This window comes from Leclercia adecarboxylata (assembly GCF_023639785.1).
In the GTDB taxonomy this organism is placed as follows: Bacteria; Pseudomonadota; Gammaproteobacteria; order Enterobacterales; family Enterobacteriaceae; genus Enterobacter; species Enterobacter adecarboxylatus_D.
In genome coordinates, this window is the sequence record NZ_CP098325.1 from 194,839 (window position 1) to 214,981 (window position 20,143).

The following is a 20,143-nucleotide window of genomic DNA, read 5'->3' on the forward strand; positions in this document are numbered from 1 at the left end:
TTAGAGGGACAATCGATGTCTAAAGAAAAGTTTGAACGTACAAAACCGCACGTTAACGTCGGTACTATCGGCCACGTTGACCATGGTAAAACAACGCTGACCGCTGCAATCACTACCGTTCTGGCAAAAACCTACGGTGGTTCTGCTCGCGCATTCGACCAGATCGATAACGCACCAGAAGAAAAAGCTCGTGGTATCACCATCAACACTTCCCACGTTGAATACGACACCCCGACTCGCCACTACGCGCACGTAGACTGCCCGGGCCACGCCGACTATGTTAAAAACATGATCACCGGTGCTGCGCAGATGGACGGCGCGATCCTGGTTGTTGCTGCGACTGACGGCCCAATGCCTCAGACCCGTGAGCACATCCTGCTGGGTCGTCAGGTAGGCGTTCCTTTCATCATCGTGTTCCTGAACAAATGCGACATGGTTGATGACGAAGAGCTGCTGGAACTGGTAGAAATGGAAGTTCGTGAACTTCTGTCCCAGTACGACTTCCCGGGCGATGACACCCCAATCGTTCGCGGTTCCGCGCTGAAAGCGCTGGAAGGCGAAGCTGAGTGGGAAGAGAAAATCATCGAGCTGGCTGGCTACCTGGATTCTTACATCCCTGAGCCAGAGCGTGCGATTGACAAGCCATTCCTGCTGCCAATCGAAGACGTATTCTCCATCTCCGGTCGTGGTACCGTTGTTACCGGTCGTGTAGAGCGCGGTATCATCAAAGTTGGCGAAGAAGTTGAAATCGTTGGTATCAAAGAGACTGCGAAGTCTACCTGTACTGGCGTTGAAATGTTCCGCAAACTGCTGGACGAAGGCCGTGCGGGTGAGAACGTTGGTGTTCTGCTGCGTGGTATCAAGCGTGAAGAAATCGAACGTGGTCAGGTTCTGGCGAAGCCAGGCTCAATCAAGCCACACACCAAGTTCGAATCTGAAGTGTACATTCTGTCCAAAGACGAAGGCGGCCGTCATACTCCGTTCTTCAAAGGCTACCGTCCACAGTTCTACTTCCGTACTACTGACGTGACCGGTACCATCGAACTGCCAGAAGGCGTTGAGATGGTAATGCCAGGCGACAACATCAAAATGGTTGTTACCCTGATCCACCCAATCGCGATGGACGACGGTCTGCGTTTCGCAATCCGTGAAGGTGGCCGTACCGTTGGCGCGGGTGTTGTTGCTAAAGTTCTCGGCTAATTGCTGATAACATTTGACGCAATGCGCATGAAAAGGGCATCATTTGATGCCCTTTTTGCACGCTTTCATATCAGAACCTGGCTCATCAGTGATTATTTTTGTCATAATCATTGCTGAGACAGGCTCTGCAGAGAGCGTATAATCCGAAAAGCGATTAAGCGTTTCGATTTGGTTTGCCTCGCGCTCGCGGGGTGAAAATGTTTGTAGAATACTTCTGACAGGTTGGTTTATGAGTGCGAATACCGAAGCTCAAGGGAGCGGGCGCGGCCTGGAAGCGATGAAATGGGTAGTGGTAGCCGTATTGTTGATCGTGGCAATTGTTGGCAACTACCTGTATCGCGACATGATGCTGCCGCTACGCGCGCTGGCAGTGGTAATTCTGATTGCTGCAGCGGGTGGTGTCGCGCTGTTGACGACCAAAGGTAAAGCGACCGTCGCTTTTGCCCGCGAAGCGAGAACCGAAGTCCGTAAGGTCATTTGGCCGACTCGCCAGGAAACATTGCACACCACGCTGATCGTAGCTGCGGTTACCGCTGTAATGTCACTGATCCTGTGGGGACTGGATGGTATTCTGGTTCGCCTGGTATCCTTTATCACTGGCCTGAGGTTCTGAGATGTCTGAAGCCCCTAAAAAGCGCTGGTACGTCGTTCAGGCGTTTTCCGGTTTTGAAGGCCGCGTAGCAACATCGCTGCGTGAGCATATCAAATTACACAATATGGAAGAGTTGTTTGGCGAAGTTATGGTTCCGACCGAAGAAGTGGTTGAGATCCGTGGCGGCCAGCGTCGCAAAAGCGAGCGCAAATTCTTCCCGGGTTACGTGCTTGTTCAGATGGTTATGAACGATGCAAGCTGGCACTTAGTGCGCAGCGTCCCGCGCGTAATGGGCTTTATCGGCGGCACGTCTGACCGTCCGGCGCCAATCAGCGATAAAGAAGTTGATGCGATTATGAACCGCCTGCAGCAGGTGGGTGATAAGCCGCGTCCGAAAACGCTGTTTGAACCGGGTGAAATGGTACGTGTTAATGACGGTCCGTTTGCTGACTTTAACGGTGTGGTTGAAGAAGTGGACTACGAGAAGTCCCGCCTGAAAGTTTCTGTTTCTATCTTCGGTCGTGCGACCCCGGTAGAACTGGACTTTGCCCAGGTAGAAAAAGCCTAAGCAGCCGATCAAAAAAGCGACGATTTAAACGTTGCACCAGGCGCGAGATTGGAATACAATTTCGCGCCTTTTGTTTTTATGGATCCTATCCGTAAAGCGAATTTTATCACGGGGAGCCTCCTTGAGGCGCTATAACCCAATCAGAGGATTTTAGAATGGCTAAGAAAGTACAAGCCTACGTCAAGCTGCAGGTTGCAGCTGGTATGGCGAACCCAAGTCCACCAGTTGGTCCAGCTCTGGGTCAGCAGGGTGTGAACATCATGGAATTCTGTAAAGCGTTCAACGCGAAAACCGAATCCCTGGAAAAAGGTCTGCCAATCCCAGTCGTAATCACTGTTTACGCTGACCGTTCTTTCACTTTCGTTACCAAGACCCCGCCGGCAGCAGTACTGCTGAAAAAAGCGGCTGGTATCAAGTCTGGTTCCGGCAAGCCGAACAAAGACAAAGTTGGTAAAATTTCCCGCGCTCAGCTGCAGGAAATCGCGCAGACCAAAGCTGCCGACATGACTGGTTCCGACGTTGAAGCGATGACTCGCTCCATCGAAGGTACTGCACGTTCCATGGGCCTGGTAGTGGAGGACTAAGAAATGGCTAAACTGACCAAGCGCATGTCCGTGATCCGTGACAAAGTTGATTCTACCAAACAGTACGACATCAACGAAGCTATCGCTCTGCTGAAAGAACTGGCTACCGCTAAGTTTGTTGAAAGCGTTGACGTTGCCGTTAACCTGGGCATCGACGCACGTAAATCCGATCAGAACGTTCGTGGCGCAACTGTACTGCCACACGGTACTGGCCGTTCCGTTCGCGTAGCTGTATTTGCTCAGGGTGCAAACGCTGAAGCTGCTAAAGCTGCCGGCGCTGAACTGGTAGGTATGGAAGATCTGGCTGATCAGATCAAGAAAGGCGAAATGAACTTTGACGTTGTTATTGCATCTCCAGATGCAATGCGCGTTGTTGGCCAGCTGGGCCAGGTTCTGGGTCCACGCGGCCTGATGCCAAACCCGAAAGTTGGTACTGTAACTCCTAACGTTGCTGAAGCGGTTAAGAACGCTAAAGCAGGTCAGGTTCGTTATCGTAACGACAAAAACGGCATCATCCACACCACCATCGGTAAAGTGGACTTTGACGCTGACAAACTGAAAGAAAACCTGGAATCTCTGCTGGTTGCGCTGAAAAAAGCAAAACCAACTCAGGCGAAAGGCGTGTACATCAAGAAAGTTAGCATCTCCACCACCATGGGTGCAGGTGTTGCAGTTGACCAGGCTGGCCTGAGCGCTGCTGCAAACTAATGCCTTTACGTGGGCGGTGGATTTGTCTACAATCTTACCCCCACGTTTGCTAACAATAGTTAGCGGCTAAAAGATTTGTTCGTTGGAGCCTGGCCTAATCCAGGCCTCCGTCGAAGACCGCAGGTGTTTCGTAAGAGACTTAATGCCCTGCGTAGACGGTGACAGAACGCTAAGATTATTTTTGGATACTCTGGCTTGTTTCTGCTCACCGTATTAAGACGCTCTTTCCTTTGGAGAGAGTGAAGTGAGTTCCGGAACATGAGTTCCGGCAAACATCCAGGAGCAAAGCTAATGGCTTTAAATCTTCAAGACAAACAAGCGATTGTTGCTGAAGTCAGCGAAGTAGCCAAAGGCGCGCTGTCTGCAGTAGTTGCGGATTCCCGTGGCGTTACTGTAGATAAAATGACTGAACTGCGTAAAGCAGGTCGTGAAGCTGGCGTTTACATGCGTGTTGTTCGTAACACCCTGCTGCGCCGCGTAGTTGAAGGTACTCAGTTCGAGTGCCTGAAAGACACGTTTGTTGGTCCAACCTTGATTGCATACTCTATGGAACACCCGGGCGCTGCTGCTCGTCTGTTCAAAGAGTTCGCGAAAGCGAATGCAAAATTCGAGGTTAAAGCTGCAGCCTTTGAAGGTGAGTTGATCCCGGCATCGCAAATCGATCGCCTGGCAACCCTGCCGACCTACGAAGAAGCAATTGCACGCCTGATGGCAACCATGAAAGAAGCTTCGGCTGGCAAACTGGTTCGCACTCTGGCTGCTGTTCGCGATGCGAAAGAAGCTGCTTAATAGCAGTCATCTTTATCAAGTATTCGCTTACGTATAAACTTATTCTGATTTTCAGGAACAATTTAAATGTCTATCACTAAAGATCAAATCATTGAAGCAGTATCCGCTATGTCCGTAATGGACGTTGTAGAACTGATCTCTGCAATGGAAGAAAAATTCGGTGTTTCCGCTGCTGCTGCTGTAGCTGTAGCTGCTGGCCCGGCTGAAGCTGCTGAAGAAAAAACTGAATTCGACGTAATTCTGAAAGCTGCTGGCGCGAACAAAGTTGCTGTAATCAAAGCAGTACGTGCTGCAACTGGCCTGGGTCTGAAAGAAGCTAAAGACCTGGTAGAATCTGCTCCAGCTGCGCTGAAAGAAGGCGTGAGCAAAGACGACGCAGAAGCACTGAAAAAATCTCTGGAAGAAGCTGGCGCTGAAGTTGAAGTTAAATAAGCCAACCCTTCCGGTTGCAGCCTGAGAAATTAGGCTGATGGCTGGTGACTTTTTGGTCACCAGCCTTTTTGCGCTGTAAGGCGCCAGTAGCGTTTCACACTGTTTGACTGCTGGTTGTCCTGACAATGCTTGTTTCTATCGACGACTTAATATACTGCGACAGGGTGCTCGCTCTGGGTAAATCGCAATGAAATGGTTTAAGCGTGATAGCAACAGGCATTGCGGAAAGTGTTCGATTTTCCGATCAACAAAATGGTGTTGCACAAACTGTCCGCCAATGGACAGATGGGTCGACTTGTCAGCGAGCTGAGGAACCCTATGGTTTACTCCTATACCGAGAAAAAACGTATTCGTAAGGATTTTGGTAAACGTCCACAAGTTCTGGACATTCCATATCTCCTTTCTATCCAGCTTGACTCGTTCCAGAAGTTTATCGAGCAAGATCCTGAAGGGCAGTACGGCCTGGAAGCAGCCTTCCGTTCCGTATTCCCGATTAAAAGCTACAGCGGTAATTCCGAGCTGCAATACGTCAGCTACCGCCTTGGCGAACCGGTATTTGACGTTCAGGAATGTCAAATCCGTGGCGTGACCTACTCGGCACCGCTGCGCGTTAAACTGCGTCTGGTGATCTACGAGCGCGAAGCGCCGGAAGGCACCGTTAAAGACATTAAAGAACAAGAAGTCTACATGGGCGAAATCCCGCTCATGACTGACAACGGTACTTTCGTCATCAACGGTACTGAGCGTGTTATCGTTTCCCAGCTGCACCGTAGCCCGGGCGTCTTCTTCGACAGCGATAAAGGTAAAACGCACTCATCCGGTAAAGTACTGTATAACGCGCGTATCATTCCTTACCGTGGTTCCTGGCTGGACTTCGAGTTCGATCCGAAAGACAACCTGTTTGTCCGTATCGACCGTCGTCGTAAACTGCCTGCGACCATCATTCTGCGTGCACTGAACTACACCACTGAGCAGATCCTTGACCTGTTCTTTGAGAAAGTTGTCTTTGAAATTCGTGACAACAAGCTGCAAATGGAGCTGGTGCCAGAGCGTCTGCGTGGTGATACCGCATCGTTCGACATCGAAGCCAACGGCAAAGTGTATGTGGAAAAAGGCCGCCGTATTACTGCGCGCCACATCCGTCAGCTGGAAAAAGATGAAATCAAACACATCGAAGTTCCGGTTGAGTACATTGCTGGCAAAGTTGCAGCAAAAGACTACGTTGATGCATCAACTGGCGAGCTGATCTGCCCGGCTAACATGGAGCTGAGCCTGGATCTGCTGGCTAAGCTGAGCCAGTCTGGCCACAAGCGTATCGAAACGCTGTTCACCAACGATCTGGACCACGGTCCGTACATTTCCGAAACCGTACGTGTCGACCCAACCACCGATCGTCTGAGCGCATTGGTAGAAATCTACCGCATGATGCGCCCGGGTGAGCCACCAACTCGTGAAGCGGCTGAAAGCCTGTTCGAGAACCTGTTCTTCTCCGAAGACCGCTACGATCTGTCCGCGGTTGGCCGTATGAAGTTCAACCGTTCTCTGCTGCGTGACGCGATCGAAGGTTCCGGTATCCTGAGCAAAGAAGACATCATCGAAGTGATGAAGAAGCTCATCGATATCCGTAACGGTAAAGGCGAAGTGGACGATATCGACCACCTCGGCAACCGTCGTATCCGTTCCGTAGGCGAAATGGCGGAAAACCAGTTCCGCGTTGGCCTGGTACGTGTTGAGCGTGCGGTTAAAGAGCGTCTGTCTCTGGGCGATCTGGATACCCTGATGCCTCAGGATATGATCAACGCCAAGCCGATCTCTGCAGCAGTGAAAGAGTTCTTTGGTTCCAGCCAACTGTCCCAGTTTATGGACCAGAACAACCCGCTGTCTGAGATCACGCACAAGCGTCGTATCTCTGCACTTGGCCCAGGCGGTCTGACCCGTGAACGCGCAGGCTTCGAAGTTCGAGACGTACACCCGACCCACTACGGTCGCGTATGTCCAATCGAAACGCCTGAAGGTCCAAACATCGGTCTGATCAACTCCCTGTCCGTGTACGCACAGACTAACGAATACGGTTTCCTTGAGACCCCGTATCGTAAAGTGACTGACGGTGTTGTAACCGACGAAATTCACTACCTGTCTGCTATCGAAGAAGGTAACTACGTTATCGCCCAGGCGAACACCAACCTGGACGAAGAAGGTCGCTTTGTTGATGACCTCGTTACCTGCCGTAGCAAAGGTGAATCAAGCTTGTTCAGCAACGACCAGGTTGACTACATGGACGTTTCCACCCAGCAGGTGGTTTCCGTCGGTGCGTCCCTGATCCCGTTCCTGGAACACGATGACGCCAACCGTGCATTGATGGGTGCGAACATGCAACGTCAGGCGGTTCCGACTCTGCGCGCTGATAAGCCGCTGGTTGGTACCGGTATGGAACGTGCTGTTGCCGTTGACTCCGGTGTAACTGCCGTTGCTAAACGTGGCGGTACCGTTCAGTACGTGGATGCTTCCCGTATCGTTATCAAAGTTAACGAAGACGAGATGTACCCAGGCGAAGCGGGTATCGACATCTACAACCTGACCAAATACACCCGTTCTAACCAGAACACCTGTATCAACCAGATGCCATGTGTGTCTCTGGGTGAGCCAGTTGAGCGCGGCGACGTGCTGGCAGACGGTCCGTCCACCGACCTCGGTGAACTGGCGCTCGGTCAGAACATGCGCGTAGCGTTCATGCCGTGGAACGGTTACAACTTCGAAGACTCCATCCTCGTCTCCGAGCGTGTGGTTCAGGAAGATCGTTTCACCACTATTCACATCCAGGAACTGGCCTGTGTGTCCCGTGACACCAAGCTGGGGCCAGAAGAGATCACCGCTGATATCCCTAACGTGGGTGAAGCTGCGCTCTCCAAACTGGATGAATCCGGTATCGTTTACATCGGTGCAGAAGTGACCGGCGGCGACATTCTGGTTGGTAAGGTAACGCCGAAAGGTGAAACCCAGCTGACGCCAGAAGAGAAACTGCTGCGCGCGATCTTCGGTGAGAAAGCGTCTGACGTTAAAGACTCTTCTCTGCGCGTACCGAACGGTGTTTCCGGTACGGTTATCGACGTTCAGGTCTTTACTCGCGATGGCGTAGAAAAAGACAAACGTGCGCTGGAAATCGAAGAGATGCAGCTGAAGCAGGCTAAGAAAGACCTGTCTGAAGAGCTTCAGATCCTTGAGGCTGGCCTGTTTGGTCGTATCTACGCGGTGCTGGTTTCCGGTGGTGTTGAAGCTGAGAAGCTCGACAAGCTGCCGCGTGACCGCTGGCTGGAACTGGGCCTGGCCGACGAAGAGAAACAAAATCAGCTGGAACAACTGGCTGAGCAGTATGACGAACTGAAACACGAGTTCGAGAAGAAACTCGAAGCGAAACGCCGCAAAATCACTCAGGGCGACGATCTGGCACCAGGCGTGCTGAAGATTGTTAAGGTTTATCTGGCCGTTAAACGTCAGATCCAGCCTGGTGATAAGATGGCGGGTCGTCACGGTAACAAGGGTGTTATCTCTAAGATCAACCCGATCGAAGATATGCCTTACGATGAAAACGGCACGCCGGTAGACATCGTACTGAACCCACTGGGCGTACCGTCTCGTATGAACATCGGTCAGATCCTTGAAACCCACCTGGGTATGGCTGCGAAAGGCATCGGCGACAAGATTAACGCCATGCTGAAACAGCAGCAGGAAGTCGCGAAACTGCGCGAGTTCATCCAGCGTGCGTACGATCTGGGTACCGACGTTTGCCAGAAAGTCGACCTGAACACCTTCAGCGATGAAGAAGTGATGCGTCTGGCTGAAAACCTGCGTAAGGGTATGCCAATCGCAACGCCTGTCTTCGATGGTGCGAAAGAGTCTGAAATCAAGGAACTGTTACAGCTGGGTGGCCTGCCAAGTTCTGGCCAGATCACTCTGTTCGACGGTCGTACCGGTGAGCAATTCGAGCGCCAGGTTACCGTTGGCTACATGTACATGCTGAAACTGAACCACCTGGTTGATGACAAGATGCACGCGCGTTCTACCGGTTCTTACAGCCTGGTTACTCAGCAGCCGCTGGGTGGTAAGGCACAGTTCGGTGGTCAGCGCTTCGGGGAGATGGAAGTGTGGGCGCTTGAAGCATACGGCGCAGCATACACCCTGCAGGAAATGCTCACCGTTAAGTCTGATGACGTGAACGGTCGTACCAAGATGTATAAAAACATCGTGGACGGCAACCATCAGATGGAGCCGGGCATGCCAGAATCCTTCAACGTACTGTTGAAAGAGATTCGTTCGCTGGGTATCAACATCGAACTGGAAGACGAGTAACTCTCGCTCAAACAGGTCACTGGTGTCGGGGTCATTCCCGACACCAGATTGTGCTAACTCCGACGGGAGCAAATCCGTGAAAGACTTATTAAAGTTTCTGAAAGCGCAAACTAAAACCGAAGAGTTTGATGCGATCAAAATTGCTCTGGCATCGCCAGACATGATCCGTTCATGGTCTTTCGGTGAAGTTAAAAAGCCGGAAACCATCAACTACCGTACGTTCAAACCTGAGCGTGACGGCCTTTTCTGTGCGCGTATTTTCGGGCCAGTAAAAGATTACGAGTGCCTGTGCGGTAAGTACAAGCGCCTGAAACACCGTGGTGTGATCTGTGAGAAGTGCGGCGTTGAAGTGACCCAGACTAAAGTGCGTCGTGAGCGCATGGGCCACATCGAGCTGGCGTCTCCGACTGCCCACATCTGGTTCCTGAAATCTCTGCCGTCCCGTATCGGTCTGCTGCTGGATATGCCGCTGCGCGATATCGAACGTGTTCTGTACTTCGAATCTTATGTTGTTATCGAAGGCGGCATGACGAACCTGGAACGTAACCAGATCCTGACCGAAGAACAGTATCTGGACGCGCTGGAAGAGTTTGGTGACGAATTCGACGCGAAGATGGGTGCGGAAGCTATCCAGGCCCTGCTGAAGAGCATGGATCTGGAGCAAGAGTGCGAGCAGCTGCGTGAAGAGCTGAACGAAACCAACTCCGAAACCAAGCGTAAAAAGCTGACCAAGCGTATCAAACTGCTGGAAGCGTTCGTTCAGTCTGGTAACAAACCAGAGTGGATGATCCTGACCGTTCTGCCGGTTCTGCCGCCAGACCTGCGTCCGCTGGTTCCACTGGATGGTGGTCGTTTCGCAACGTCCGATCTGAACGATCTGTATCGTCGCGTGATCAACCGTAACAACCGTCTGAAACGCCTGCTGGATCTGGCTGCGCCGGACATCATCGTACGCAACGAAAAACGTATGCTGCAGGAAGCGGTAGATGCCCTGCTGGATAACGGTCGTCGCGGTCGTGCGATCACCGGTTCTAACAAGCGTCCTCTGAAATCTTTGGCCGATATGATCAAAGGTAAACAGGGTCGTTTCCGTCAGAACCTGCTCGGTAAGCGTGTTGACTACTCCGGTCGTTCTGTAATCACCGTAGGTCCATACCTGCGTCTGCATCAGTGCGGTCTGCCGAAGAAAATGGCGCTGGAGCTGTTCAAACCATTCATCTACGGCAAGCTGGAACTGCGTGGCCTCGCCACCACCATCAAAGCCGCTAAGAAAATGGTTGAGCGTGAAGAAGCTGTCGTTTGGGATATCCTGGACGAAGTTATCCGCGAACACCCGGTACTGCTGAACCGTGCACCAACCCTGCACCGTCTGGGTATCCAGGCATTTGAGCCAGTACTGATCGAAGGTAAAGCTATCCAGCTGCACCCGCTGGTTTGTGCGGCCTATAACGCCGACTTCGATGGTGACCAGATGGCTGTTCACGTACCGCTGACGCTGGAAGCCCAGCTCGAAGCGCGTGCGCTGATGATGTCTACTAACAACATCCTGTCTCCAGCGAACGGTGAACCAATCATCGTTCCTTCTCAGGACGTTGTACTGGGTCTGTACTACATGACCCGTGACTGTGTTAACGCCAAAGGCGAAGGCATGGTGCTGACTGGCCCGAAAGAAGCTGAGCGTATTTATCGCGCTGGCCTGGCCTCTCTGCATGCGCGCGTTAAAGTGCGTATCACCGAATACGAAAAAGATGAAAACGGCGAATTCGTTGCGAAAACCAGCCTGAAAGACACGACCATTGGCCGTGCCATTCTGTGGATGATCGTACCGAAAGGTCTGCCTTTCTCCATCGTCAACCAGGCGCTGGGCAAGAAAGCTATCTCCAAAATGCTGAACACCTGTTACCGCATTCTGGGCCTGAAGCCGACCGTTATCTTCGCTGACCAGACAATGTACACCGGCTTTGCTTATGCAGCGCGTTCAGGTGCATCTGTTGGTATTGATGACATGGTCATCCCAGAGAAGAAACACGAGATCATCTCTGAAGCGGAAGCTGAAGTTGCCGAGATCCAGGAGCAGTTCCAGTCTGGTCTGGTAACCGCGGGCGAACGCTATAACAAAGTTATCGATATCTGGGCTGCGGCGAACGATCGTGTATCCAAAGCGATGATGGATAACCTGCAAACCGAAACCGTTATTAACCGTGACGGCGTCGAAGAGCAGCAGGTCTCCTTCAACAGCATCTACATGATGGCCGACTCCGGTGCGCGTGGTTCCGCAGCACAGATTCGTCAGCTGGCAGGTATGCGTGGTCTGATGGCGAAGCCAGATGGCTCCATCATCGAAACGCCAATCACCGCGAACTTCCGTGAAGGTCTGAACGTACTCCAGTACTTCATCTCCACTCACGGTGCGCGTAAAGGTCTGGCGGATACCGCACTGAAAACAGCTAACTCCGGTTATCTGACGCGTCGTCTGGTAGACGTTGCGCAGGATCTGGTTGTTACCGAAGACGATTGTGGCACCCTCGAAGGTATCACCATGACCCCGGTTATCGAGGGTGGTGATGTTAAAGAGCCGCTGCGCGATCGCGTACTGGGTCGTGTGACCGCTGAAGACGTTCTGAAGCCGGGTACGGCAGACATTCTGGTTCCGCGTAACACCCTGCTGAACGAGCAGTGGTGTGATCTGCTGGAAATGAACTCTGTTGACTCCGTGAAGGTACGTTCCGTTGTATCTTGTGACACCGACTTTGGTGTATGTGCGCACTGCTATGGTCGTGACCTGGCGCGTGGCCACATCATCAACAAAGGTGAAGCAATCGGTGTTATCGCGGCACAGTCCATCGGTGAACCGGGTACACAGCTGACGATGCGTACGTTCCACATCGGTGGTGCGGCATCTCGTGCGGCTGCTGAATCCAGCATCCAGGTGAAAAACAAAGGTAGCATCAAGCTCAGCAACGCGAAGTCGGTTGTGAACTCCAGCGGTAAACTGGTTATCACTTCCCGTAACACCGAGCTGAAGCTGATCGACGAATTCGGTCGTACCAAAGAGAGCTATAAAGTGCCTTACGGCGCCGTTATGGCGAAAGGCGACGGCGAGCAGGTTGCAGGCGGCGAAACCGTAGCAAACTGGGATCCGCACACCATGCCGGTTATCACCGAAGTGGCGGGCTTCATTCGCTTTACCGATATGATCGACGGCCAGACGATTACTCGTCAGACCGACGAACTGACCGGTCTCTCTTCCCTGGTGGTTCTGGATTCTGCAGAACGTACCGCGGGTGGTAAAGACCTGCGTCCAGCACTGAAAATCGTTGATGCTAACGGCAACGACGTTCTGATCCCAGGCACCGATATGCCGGCTCAGTACTTCCTGCCAGGTAAAGCGATTGTTCAGCTGGAAGATGGTATTCAGATCGGTGCGGGTGATGCTCTGGCGCGTATTCCTCAGGAATCCAGCGGTACCAAGGATATCACCGGTGGTCTGCCACGCGTTGCGGACCTGTTCGAAGCACGTCGTCCGAAAGAGCCGGCAATCCTGGCTGAAATTAGCGGTATCATTTCCTTCGGTAAAGAGACCAAAGGGAAGCGCCGTCTGGTGATCACGCCGCTGGATGGCAGCGATCCGTACGAAGAGATGATTCCAAAATGGCGTCAGCTCAACGTGTTTGAAGGTGAACGTGTAGAACGTGGTGATGTGGTTTCCGACGGTCCGGAAGCGCCACACGACATTCTGCGTCTTCGTGGCGTCCACGCGGTAACGCGTTACATCACCAACGAAGTACAGGACGTTTACCGTCTGCAGGGCGTTAAGATCAACGATAAGCACATCGAAGTTATCGTTCGTCAGATGCTGCGTAAAGCCACCATCGTGAATGCCGGTAGCTCCGACTTCCTCGAAGGTGAGCAGGTTGAATACTCTCGCGTTAAGATCGCTAACCGCGATCTGGAAGCGAACGGCAAACTCAGTGCGACCTTCGCACGCGATCTGCTGGGTATCACCAAAGCGTCTCTGGCAACCGAGTCCTTCATCTCCGCGGCATCGTTCCAGGAGACCACTCGTGTGCTTACCGAAGCAGCCGTTGCGGGCAAACGCGACGAACTGCGCGGTCTGAAAGAGAACGTAATCGTGGGTCGTCTGATCCCGGCCGGTACCGGTTATGCGTACCACCAGGATCGTATGCGCCGTCGCGCAGCGGGCGAAATCCCTGCTGCACCGCAGGTTACTGCTGAAGATGCATCTGCCAGCCTGGCAGAGCTGCTGAACGCAGGCCTGGGCGGTTCTGACAACGAGTAATCGTACCGTCAGCCCATAAAAAAACCCGCTTCGGCGGGTTTTTTTTTGCTTATCTGTCTCTGGTGCGGCTGTTACCGGTGGCGCTGCGCTTACCCGACCTGTGATTGCGTGCTTTTGCAGGCCCGGTAAGCGTAGCGCCACCGGGCGTTTTAGTTCACCAGCGGCAGCCGGCGATAAAGCTCGATCATATCTCCCGCCAGATCCTGAATCACCATCGCGTTCATCAGGTGATCCTGCGAGTGAACGGTGATCAGATTCACCGGCAGCTTGCCGGTGCCTTCATCAAGGCCAATCAGTTTCGTCTGGATGGAATGCGCCTGCTTAACGAATTCCCGTGACTCTTCCATCGCTTTTTCAGCATCGGCGAAATCACCTTTACGCGCCATCTGCAGCGCGGTTAATGCTGAGCTACGGGCTGCACCGGCGTTGACCAGCAGCTCCATAATGATCGTCTCTAAATCTTCCATGGGTCACTCCAGCAGTTTGAGGGCTTTTTCCAGGACGGCATCACCTTTCATCATGCCGTAATCCATCATGTCGATAACCGCGACCTTTTTACCCAGTGGTTCAGCCTGAGCCTGGAGATTATTAAGTTCGTATTTGACCTGCGGGCCAAGCAACACAATGTCGGCTGCGGCGATCTCATCTTTAAACTCAGCAACCGGTACAGCTTTAATGGTTACCTCGACCCCTTTTTTCTGCGCGGCGTCTTTCATGCGTTGAACCAGCATGCTGGTGGACATTCCCGCTGCACAGCATAAAACGATGTTCTTCATAGTCAGCCTCAATGTACATGTGTTTATTGATAATTATCCCGCACCGTCCGCTTCGACAACCGCGTTACCGCGATTGTGTGTGAGTCATCACAAAGAAACCTGCATTTTCTGAAACCGGTTACAACTGTTACAGAACAAGGAAAGGCAGGGCGAAACGAGGAAGAAGCTTTCCGCCCTGGTCAGCATCCCCTGCTGACGAAATAAGAGTAAAAAATCCGGGCACAGTATGACAATGGCCCGTTGATGAGGTTACGTGACGCCTCGTAATAACTTCATCCTGTTACCGCTTTTTTCAGCCCGGTTGCGAGGCGCGTCCCAGCCAGCTGTCCCAGTCTTTCCAGACAGGTTGCAATCCCTGCAGGCTGAGCGCCGCGGCAACCTCCTCCGGACGACGGTTGTCGTGCGGCGCAAATTGCTCCAGCTCGGGATGGTCATCGGCATAGCCGCCAGGCTGCGTTTTTGAAAAGGCGCTGACGTTATTAATCGCCAGAGGAATAACGCGATCGCGAAATGCAGGGGATTCCCGGGTCGACAGCGACAGCTCTGCCTCTGGTGCCAGCAGGCGAAACGCGCAAATGGTCTGCACCAGCTGGCGTTCATCCATGATCGACGCGGGCTGGATCCCCCCGGCGCAGGGGCGCAGCCGTGGAAAAGAGATCGAGTACCGGCTCTGCCAGTAGTGCTGCTGGAGCCACAGCAAATGCTCCGCCACCATAAAGTTGTCCACCCGCCAGCTGTCCGAGAGCCCGGTCAGTGCCCCGAGACCGATCTTGTCGATCCCGGCGCGGCCCAGCCGATCCGGGGTCTCAAGTCGCCAGAAGAAGTCCTGCTTTTTACCCTTCAGATGGTGGTGGGCATACACCGCTTCGTGATAGGTCTCCTGATAGACCAGCACGCCATCCAGCCCCAGCGTTTTCAGCTCGCCATACTCTGCCTCTGACAGGGGCTGAACTTCCATCTGTAAAGAGGCGAACTGACGGCGAATAGCGGGCATATGGCGGCGAAAATAGTCCATCCCGACTTTAGTCTGATGTTCACCCGTGACCAGCAGCAGATGCTCAAAACCCATTTTACGGATAGCGGCACACTCCCGGGCAATCTCGTTTTCATCCAGGGTTTTGCGCTTGATGTGGTTGCTCATTGAGAAACCACAGTAAGTGCAGTCGTTCGCGCAGAGGTTGGAGAGGTAGAGCGGAACATAAAAGCTCACCGTGTTGCCAAAGCGCTGGCGGGTAAGGCGCTGCGCCCGCTGCGCCATCTGCTCCAGATAGCCGCTGGCGGCAGGGGAGAGCAGGGCCATCATATCCTCGCGGGTCGGCTGACGAGCGTTTAAAGCCCGCTCCACGTCCGCAGGGGTTTTACCGTTGATGCGCAGGCGTATATCGTCCCAGTCGAGCTGGCGCCAGCGTTCGGTAAAGGTTTTCATGATAGCGCCTCCAGAAACCCGGTTAACGGGCTGGTGGCATGGGCTTCAACGCTTCGGGTGCCGGGGCCAGACTGGCGAGCCAGCACGCCGGCCTCCACGGCAAGACGAAACGCCCGTGCCATCGTAACCGGATCGTCCGCGACCGCAATGGCGGTATTGACCAGCACGGCGTCGGCACCCATTTCCAGCGCCTGCGCAGCGTGGCTGGGCACTCCGATCCCGGCATCGACGATCACCGGCACGGTCGCCTGCTGAATGATAATCTCCAGCATCGCCCGGGTTTCCAGCCCCTGATTGGAGCCTATCGGTGCGCCGAGCGGCATTACCGCCGCACAGCCAGCCTCTTCGAGCCGTTTGCACAGCACCGGATCGGCACCACAGTAGGGCAGTACCGTGAACCCCTCTTTTACCAGCCTCTCCGCCGCTTTCAGCGTCTCGATGGGGTCGGGCAGCAGCCAGCGGGCATCGGGATGGATCTCAAGCTTAAGCCAGTGCGTTCCCAGCGCCTCGCGTGCCAGCCGGGCAGCGAAAACCGCCTCTTCCGCAGTTTTGGCCCCAGAGGTGTTGGGCAGCAGGCTCACGCCCGCCTCCAGCAGCGGCGCCAGGATAGCGTCGTTGTGATGACGCAGATCGACCCGCTTCATCGCCAGCGTCACCAGTTGGCTGCCGCTCTCGCGAATGGCATCCACCATCAGCTGCGGCGAGGCGAATTTGCCGGTGCCGGTAAACAGATGTGAATCAAAGGTTTTATCAGCAATACGTAACATCTCAGCCTCCGGCAATCACCTGAAAGAGCAGGATCTGATCGCCTTCGCGCACCTGCTGTTTTTCCCACTGCTCGCGCGGCAGGATCTGTTGATTCAGGGCCAGTGCGACCCCGGGTTTTAACTGGCGTAGCTGGGAGAGTAGGGTGGCGACGCTTATGCCTTCCACGCACTGCATCGGTTCGTCGTTAAACTGGATCCGCATGCTGCCCCCCACACACCTGACAGCCGCTGGCGCGTTGCAAAGCCAGCTGTCGCCAGCTGCCAGCCCGGGCGTCGAACAGACGTAGCGTATTGCGCGTGGTCTCAATGCCGCTCAGCAGCTTGATCGCCTCCAGCGCCTGCAGGGTGCCCATCACGCCGACCACCGGCCCGACAACACCGGCAGTGCGGCAGTTGCGCTGCGGCTCCTCATCGTCCGGCCACAGGCAGCGGTAGCAGCCCTGCGTCCACGGCGGCGTCAGCACCATCATCTGTCCCCCAAAGCCCACGGCGCTGGCGGTGATGAGCGGAGTGTTGAGCATCACGCAGGCGGCGTTGATCGCCTGGCGGGTCGCCATGTTATCGGTGCAGTCCAGCACCACGTCGGCGCGGGCGATCTCCTCCTGTAGCGCGTTGCCTTCCAGCCGGGCCTGAAGGGCAATCAGCCGGATATCGGGATTAAGCTGCTGCAGACGACGCTGTGTCACCTGCGCTTTCGGCTGGGCAATATCGTCCGTGGTGAAGAGGATCTGCCGCTGCAAATTACTCAGATGCACCTCGTCATCGTCGGCCAGCACCAGGGTGCCGATCCCGGCTCCGGCCAGATACAGCGCGGCCGGGGCGCCCAGCCCGCCGAGGCCAACCAGCAGCACCCGGCTGGCGAGCAGCTTTTGCTGCCCGTCGATGGCGATATCGTCCAGCAGGATCTGGCGGCTGTAGCGCATAAAGTCACGATCGTTCATCGCCAGCCCCCGCCAGATCCAGTAGCTGCGCCGTCGCCGCTTGCCAGTCGTCGGCCTGCGTGATGGCGCTCACCACCGCAATGCTTCCCACGCCAGTCGCCAGTACCGCAGGGGCGCGTTCGAGGCTGATACCGCCGATGGCGACGGTAGGGTAATCCCCGAGCCGTTCGATATGGCGTGCCAGCTGTTCGAGACCTTGCGGAGCTGAGGGCATCTGCTTGGTCTGGGTTGGGAAAACGTGCCCCAGAGCGATGTAAGACGGGCGGGCCGCCAGCGCCACATCGATCTCCATATCGTCATGCGTCGACACGCCAAGACGCAAACCGGCGGCGCGAATGGCCTCCAGGTCGGTAGCCTGCAGATCCTCCTGGCCCAGATGCACGCCGTAAGCCTGATGCTTAATCGCCAGACGCCAGTAGTCATTAATAAACAGGCGGGCGTCATAGCGACGCCCCAGGGCAATAGCCGCGATGACGTCGGCCTCGACCTCGTCGTCCTGTTTATCCTTGATGCGCAGCTGAAGGGTTTTTACGCCAGCGGCCAGAAGACGCTCAATCCACGCCACGCTGTCGACTACCGGGTAAAGCCCCAGACGAAAGGGCACTGCCGGAAAGTTGGGCTGATACATCAGGCCTCCTCTTTTTTGAGGTAGATTTCGCCGCCACGGGCGCGGAAGGTCTCTGACATGTCGGCCATCCCCACTTCGATGGTCTGCGCAGCGGCGTAATCACGCACCTCCTGGCTGATTTTCATCGAGCAGAATTTCGGCCCGCACATGGAGCAGAAGTGCGCCACTTTCCCGGACTCCTGCGGCAGGGTTTCATCGTGATAAGCGCGGGCGGTGAACGGGTCGAGGGCGAGATTGAACTGATCTTCCCAGCGGAACTCGAACCGGGCTTTCGACATGGCGTTGTCGCGGATCTGCGCGCCGGGATGGCCCTTCGCCAGGTCGGCGGCGTGGGCGGCAATTTTGTAGGTGATCAGCCCCTGCTTCACGTCCTCTTTGTTCGGCAGGCCGAGGTGCTCTTTCGGGGTCACGTAGCAGAGCATCGCGCAGCCGAACCAGCCGATCATCGCTGCGCCAATGCCCGAGGTGAAGTGGTCGTAACCCGGCGCGATATCGGTGGTCAACGGTCCCAGGGTATAGAACGGCGCTTCGTGACAGTGCTCCAGCTCTTCGGTCATGTTGCGGCGGATCATCTGCATCGGCACATGGCCCGGGCCTTCAATCATCACCTGAACGTCATACTCCCAGGCAATTTTGGTCAGCTCGCCCAGGGTATGCAGCTCGGCAAACTGCGCTTCGTCGTTGGCATCGCGAATGGAGCCCGGACGCAGACCATCGCCCAGCGACAGCGAAACGTCGTAAGCAGCGCAAATCTCGCAGATTTCACGGAAATGCTCATACAGGAAGTTTTCCTGATGGTGGGACAGACACCATTTCGCCATGATCGACCCGCCACGGGAGACGATGCCGGTCAGGCGTTTGGCGGTCATCGGCACGTAGCGCAGCAGCACGCCCGCGTGGATGGTGAAGTAATCCACACCTTGTTCCGCCTGCTCCAGCAGGGTATCGCGGAAGGCCTCCCAGGTGAGATCTTCCGCGATGCCGTTCACCTTCTCCAGCGCCTGGTAGATGGGCACTGTACCAATCGGCACCGGGCTGTTACGCAGGATCCACTCGCGGGTCTCGTGAATATAGCGCCCGGTGGAGAGATCCATGACCGTGTCCGCGCCCCAGCGCGTCGACCAGACCAGTTTTTCCACCTCTTCTTCGATGGAGGAGGTGACCGCTGAGTTACCGATGTTGGCATTCACTTTCACCAGGAAGTTACGCCCGATGATCATCGGCTCCGATTCCGGGTGGTTGATGTTGGCGGGGATGATGGCACGGCCTGCGGCCACTTCGTCACGCACAAACTCCGGGGTGATGTTCTCCGGCAAACGGGCCCCAAAGCCTTCACCCGGATGCTGGTGACGCAGTACGTCGGTGCGAATCCGTTCGCGGCCCATGTTTTCGCGAATGGCGATAAATTCCATCTCCGGCGTCACGATCCCCTGACGGGCATAGTGCAGCTGGGTGACGCATTTGCCCGCCCTGGCACGCTTTGGCGTGAGAAGTCCCGTGAAGCGCAGCGCGTCCAGGCCATCATCGGCCAGACGTTCGCGGGTGTAAGCCGAGCTTTGCTCGTTTAGCGCTTCGCTGTCGTCACGCGCGTCAATCCACGGCTGGCGCAGTTTTGCCAGGCCCTGCTGCACGTTAATGGCCACCGCCGGATCGCCGTAAGGGCCGGAGGTGTCGTAAACCGGCACCGCTTCGTTCTCTTCAAACTGTGGGTTTTCTTTGCTGCCGCCGATGAGCGTCGGGCTGAGCTGGATCTCGCGCATGGGTACGCGGATATCTTCCCGGGAACCGGTCAGATAGATGCGTTTAGAGTTGGGGAAAGCCGTGCCTTCCAGGGTATCGATGAAGTGTTGGGCATGTGCGCGCTGTTCGCGGCGGGTCATTTTTGTGGCAGACATAGCTCGTTCCAGTAAGTTCAGGAAGTGGCTTGTCAGACGACGGATGAAGCAAGAGAGGATCGCCCGGGGGCGATACAGTAAATTGACTCTTGTTCCCTTCGCAGGTCTTAACCTGATCAGGTTCCGCGGATCCCGAATTAACGGTCTCAGCCCGGCTTTCGCACTGGGCACTCCGACAAGAATGTGCTCC

At 54.9% G+C, this 20,143-nt stretch carries 17 protein-coding genes and 1 riboswitch; of the genes, 9 read left to right on the forward strand and 8 right to left on the reverse strand.

Annotated elements, in window-relative coordinates:
• The first annotated feature begins 15 nt into the window (after window positions 1–15).
• From tuf to rpoC, 9 genes are all read left to right on the forward strand, one after another.
• Entirely contained in the window at window positions 16–1,200 is a 1,185-nt protein-coding gene (gene tuf, locus NB069_RS00940) for an elongation factor Tu (RefSeq protein ID WP_114316183.1), read from the forward strand.
• A gap of 229 nt (window positions 1,201–1,429) precedes the next feature.
• Entirely contained in the window at window positions 1,430–1,813 is a 384-nt protein-coding gene (secE, locus tag NB069_RS00945) for a preprotein translocase subunit SecE (RefSeq protein WP_003862342.1), read from the forward strand.
• Between the two features lies 1 nt (window position 1,814).
• On the forward strand, window positions 1,815–2,360 hold the full coding sequence (nusG, locus tag NB069_RS00950; protein ID WP_003862341.1) for a transcription termination/antitermination protein NusG: 546 nt from the start codon (window positions 1,815–1,817) through the stop codon (window positions 2,358–2,360).
• Window positions 2,361–2,515: 155 nt separating this feature from the next.
• The gene (rplK, locus tag NB069_RS00955) at window positions 2,516–2,944 is read left to right on the forward strand and encodes a 50S ribosomal protein L11 (protein ID WP_032615878.1); all 429 of its coding nucleotides are present in this window, start codon (window positions 2,516–2,518) and stop codon (window positions 2,942–2,944) included.
• 3 nt (window positions 2,945–2,947) lie between these two features.
• The gene (gene rplA, locus NB069_RS00960; RefSeq protein WP_250587022.1) at window positions 2,948–3,652 is read left to right on the forward strand and encodes a 50S ribosomal protein L1; all 705 of its coding nucleotides are present in this window, start codon (window positions 2,948–2,950) and stop codon (window positions 3,650–3,652) included.
• A 291-nt stretch (window positions 3,653–3,943) separates the two neighbouring features.
• Window positions 3,944–4,441, forward strand: coding sequence for a 50S ribosomal protein L10 (gene rplJ, locus NB069_RS00965; RefSeq protein ID WP_001207203.1), 498 nt, complete (start codon window positions 3,944–3,946; stop codon window positions 4,439–4,441).
• Window positions 4,442–4,507: 66 nt separating this feature from the next.
• Complete coding sequence (gene rplL / locus NB069_RS00970) at window positions 4,508–4,873, forward strand: 50S ribosomal protein L7/L12 (RefSeq protein ID WP_250587024.1); 366 nt, start codon at window positions 4,508–4,510, stop codon at window positions 4,871–4,873.
• Window positions 4,874–5,191: 318 nt separating this feature from the next.
• Window positions 5,192–9,220: a DNA-directed RNA polymerase subunit beta gene (rpoB, locus tag NB069_RS00975; protein ID WP_250587025.1), complete on the forward strand. Its 4,029-nt coding sequence runs from the start codon at window positions 5,192–5,194 to the stop codon at window positions 9,218–9,220.
• A gap of 76 nt (window positions 9,221–9,296) precedes the next feature.
• Window positions 9,297–13,520, forward strand: a complete 4,224-nt coding sequence (gene rpoC / locus NB069_RS00980) for a DNA-directed RNA polymerase subunit beta' (protein ID WP_250587027.1) — start codon at window positions 9,297–9,299, stop codon at window positions 13,518–13,520.
• A 149-nt stretch (window positions 13,521–13,669) separates the two neighbouring features.
• On the opposite strand, the gene NB069_RS00985 is transcribed toward rpoC, so the two are convergent.
• The 8 genes from NB069_RS00985 to thiC all read right to left on the reverse strand — a co-directional run bounded on the left by NB069_RS00985 (window position 13,670) and on the right by thiC (window position 19,953).
• Window positions 13,670–13,987 (reverse strand): PTS lactose/cellobiose transporter subunit IIA, encoded by a 318-nt coding sequence (locus NB069_RS00985; RefSeq protein ID WP_250587029.1) that lies wholly within the window; start codon window positions 13,985–13,987, stop codon window positions 13,670–13,672.
• A gap of 3 nt (window positions 13,988–13,990) precedes the next feature.
• The gene (locus NB069_RS00990) at window positions 13,991–14,296 is read right to left on the reverse strand and encodes a PTS sugar transporter subunit IIB (protein WP_039028885.1); all 306 of its coding nucleotides are present in this window, start codon (window positions 14,294–14,296) and stop codon (window positions 13,991–13,993) included.
• Window positions 14,297–14,588: 292 nt separating this feature from the next.
• Window positions 14,589–15,722, reverse strand: coding sequence for a 2-iminoacetate synthase ThiH (gene thiH, locus NB069_RS00995; protein ID WP_250587031.1), 1,134 nt, complete (start codon window positions 15,720–15,722; stop codon window positions 14,589–14,591).
• On the reverse strand, window positions 15,719–16,489 hold the full coding sequence (thiG, locus tag NB069_RS01000; protein WP_250587033.1) for a thiazole synthase: 771 nt from the start codon (window positions 16,487–16,489) through the stop codon (window positions 15,719–15,721). The genes thiH and thiG overlap by 4 nt, the downstream gene beginning before the upstream one ends.
• A 1-nt stretch (window position 16,490) precedes the next feature.
• Entirely contained in the window at window positions 16,491–16,691 is a 201-nt protein-coding gene (gene thiS, locus NB069_RS01005; RefSeq protein WP_250587035.1) for a sulfur carrier protein ThiS, read from the reverse strand.
• Window positions 16,675–17,430, reverse strand: a complete 756-nt coding sequence (locus tag NB069_RS01010) for a HesA/MoeB/ThiF family protein (protein WP_250587037.1) — start codon at window positions 17,428–17,430, stop codon at window positions 16,675–16,677. The genes thiS and NB069_RS01010 overlap by 17 nt, the downstream gene beginning before the upstream one ends.
• Window positions 17,417–18,058 (reverse strand): thiamine phosphate synthase, encoded by a 642-nt coding sequence (gene thiE, locus NB069_RS01015; RefSeq protein ID WP_250587040.1) that lies wholly within the window; start codon window positions 18,056–18,058, stop codon window positions 17,417–17,419. Before thiE ends, NB069_RS01010 begins: the two co-directional genes overlap by 14 nt.
• Complete coding sequence (gene thiC, locus NB069_RS01020) at window positions 18,058–19,953, reverse strand: phosphomethylpyrimidine synthase ThiC (RefSeq protein ID WP_250587042.1); 1,896 nt, start codon at window positions 19,951–19,953, stop codon at window positions 18,058–18,060. Before thiC ends, thiE begins: the two co-directional genes overlap by 1 nt.
• Window positions 19,954–20,029: 76 nt before the next feature.
• Window positions 20,030–20,138: riboswitch (TPP riboswitch) on the reverse strand.
• Between the last annotated feature and the right edge of the window lie 5 nt (window positions 20,139–20,143).

Excerpts from the sequence above, each read along its gene's own strand:
- tuf (WP_114316183.1), top strand. The coding sequence starts at position 16 with ATGTCTAAAGAAAAGTTTGAACGTACAAAACCGCACGTTAACGTCGGT.
- secE (WP_003862342.1), top strand. The coding sequence starts at position 1,430 with ATGAGTGCGAATACCGAAGCTCAAGGGAGCGGGCGCGGCCTGGAAGCG.
- nusG (WP_003862341.1), top strand. The coding sequence starts at position 1,815 with ATGTCTGAAGCCCCTAAAAAGCGCTGGTACGTCGTTCAGGCGTTTTCC.
- rplK (WP_032615878.1), top strand. The coding sequence starts at position 2,516 with ATGGCTAAGAAAGTACAAGCCTACGTCAAGCTGCAGGTTGCAGCTGGT.
- rplA (WP_250587022.1), top strand. The coding sequence starts at position 2,948 with ATGGCTAAACTGACCAAGCGCATGTCCGTGATCCGTGACAAAGTTGAT.
- rplJ (WP_001207203.1), top strand. The coding sequence starts at position 3,944 with ATGGCTTTAAATCTTCAAGACAAACAAGCGATTGTTGCTGAAGTCAGC.
- rplL (WP_250587024.1), top strand. The coding sequence starts at position 4,508 with ATGTCTATCACTAAAGATCAAATCATTGAAGCAGTATCCGCTATGTCC.
- rpoB (WP_250587025.1), top strand. The coding sequence starts at position 5,192 with ATGGTTTACTCCTATACCGAGAAAAAACGTATTCGTAAGGATTTTGGT.
- NB069_RS00985 (WP_250587029.1), bottom strand. The coding sequence starts at position 13,987 with ATGGAAGATTTAGAGACGATCATTATGGAGCTGCTGGTCAACGCCGGT.
- NB069_RS00990 (WP_039028885.1), bottom strand. The coding sequence starts at position 14,296 with ATGAAGAACATCGTTTTATGCTGTGCAGCGGGAATGTCCACCAGCATG.
- thiH (WP_250587031.1), bottom strand. The coding sequence starts at position 15,722 with ATGAAAACCTTTACCGAACGCTGGCGCCAGCTCGACTGGGACGATATA.
- thiG (WP_250587033.1), bottom strand. The coding sequence starts at position 16,489 with ATGTTACGTATTGCTGATAAAACCTTTGATTCACATCTGTTTACCGGC.
- thiS (WP_250587035.1), bottom strand. The coding sequence starts at position 16,691 with ATGCGGATCCAGTTTAACGACGAACCGATGCAGTGCGTGGAAGGCATA.
- NB069_RS01010 (WP_250587037.1), bottom strand. The coding sequence starts at position 17,430 with ATGAACGATCGTGACTTTATGCGCTACAGCCGCCAGATCCTGCTGGAC.
- thiE (WP_250587040.1), bottom strand. The coding sequence starts at position 18,058 with ATGTATCAGCCCAACTTTCCGGCAGTGCCCTTTCGTCTGGGGCTTTAC.
- thiC (WP_250587042.1), bottom strand. The coding sequence starts at position 19,953 with ATGTCTGCCACAAAAATGACCCGCCGCGAACAGCGCGCACATGCCCAA.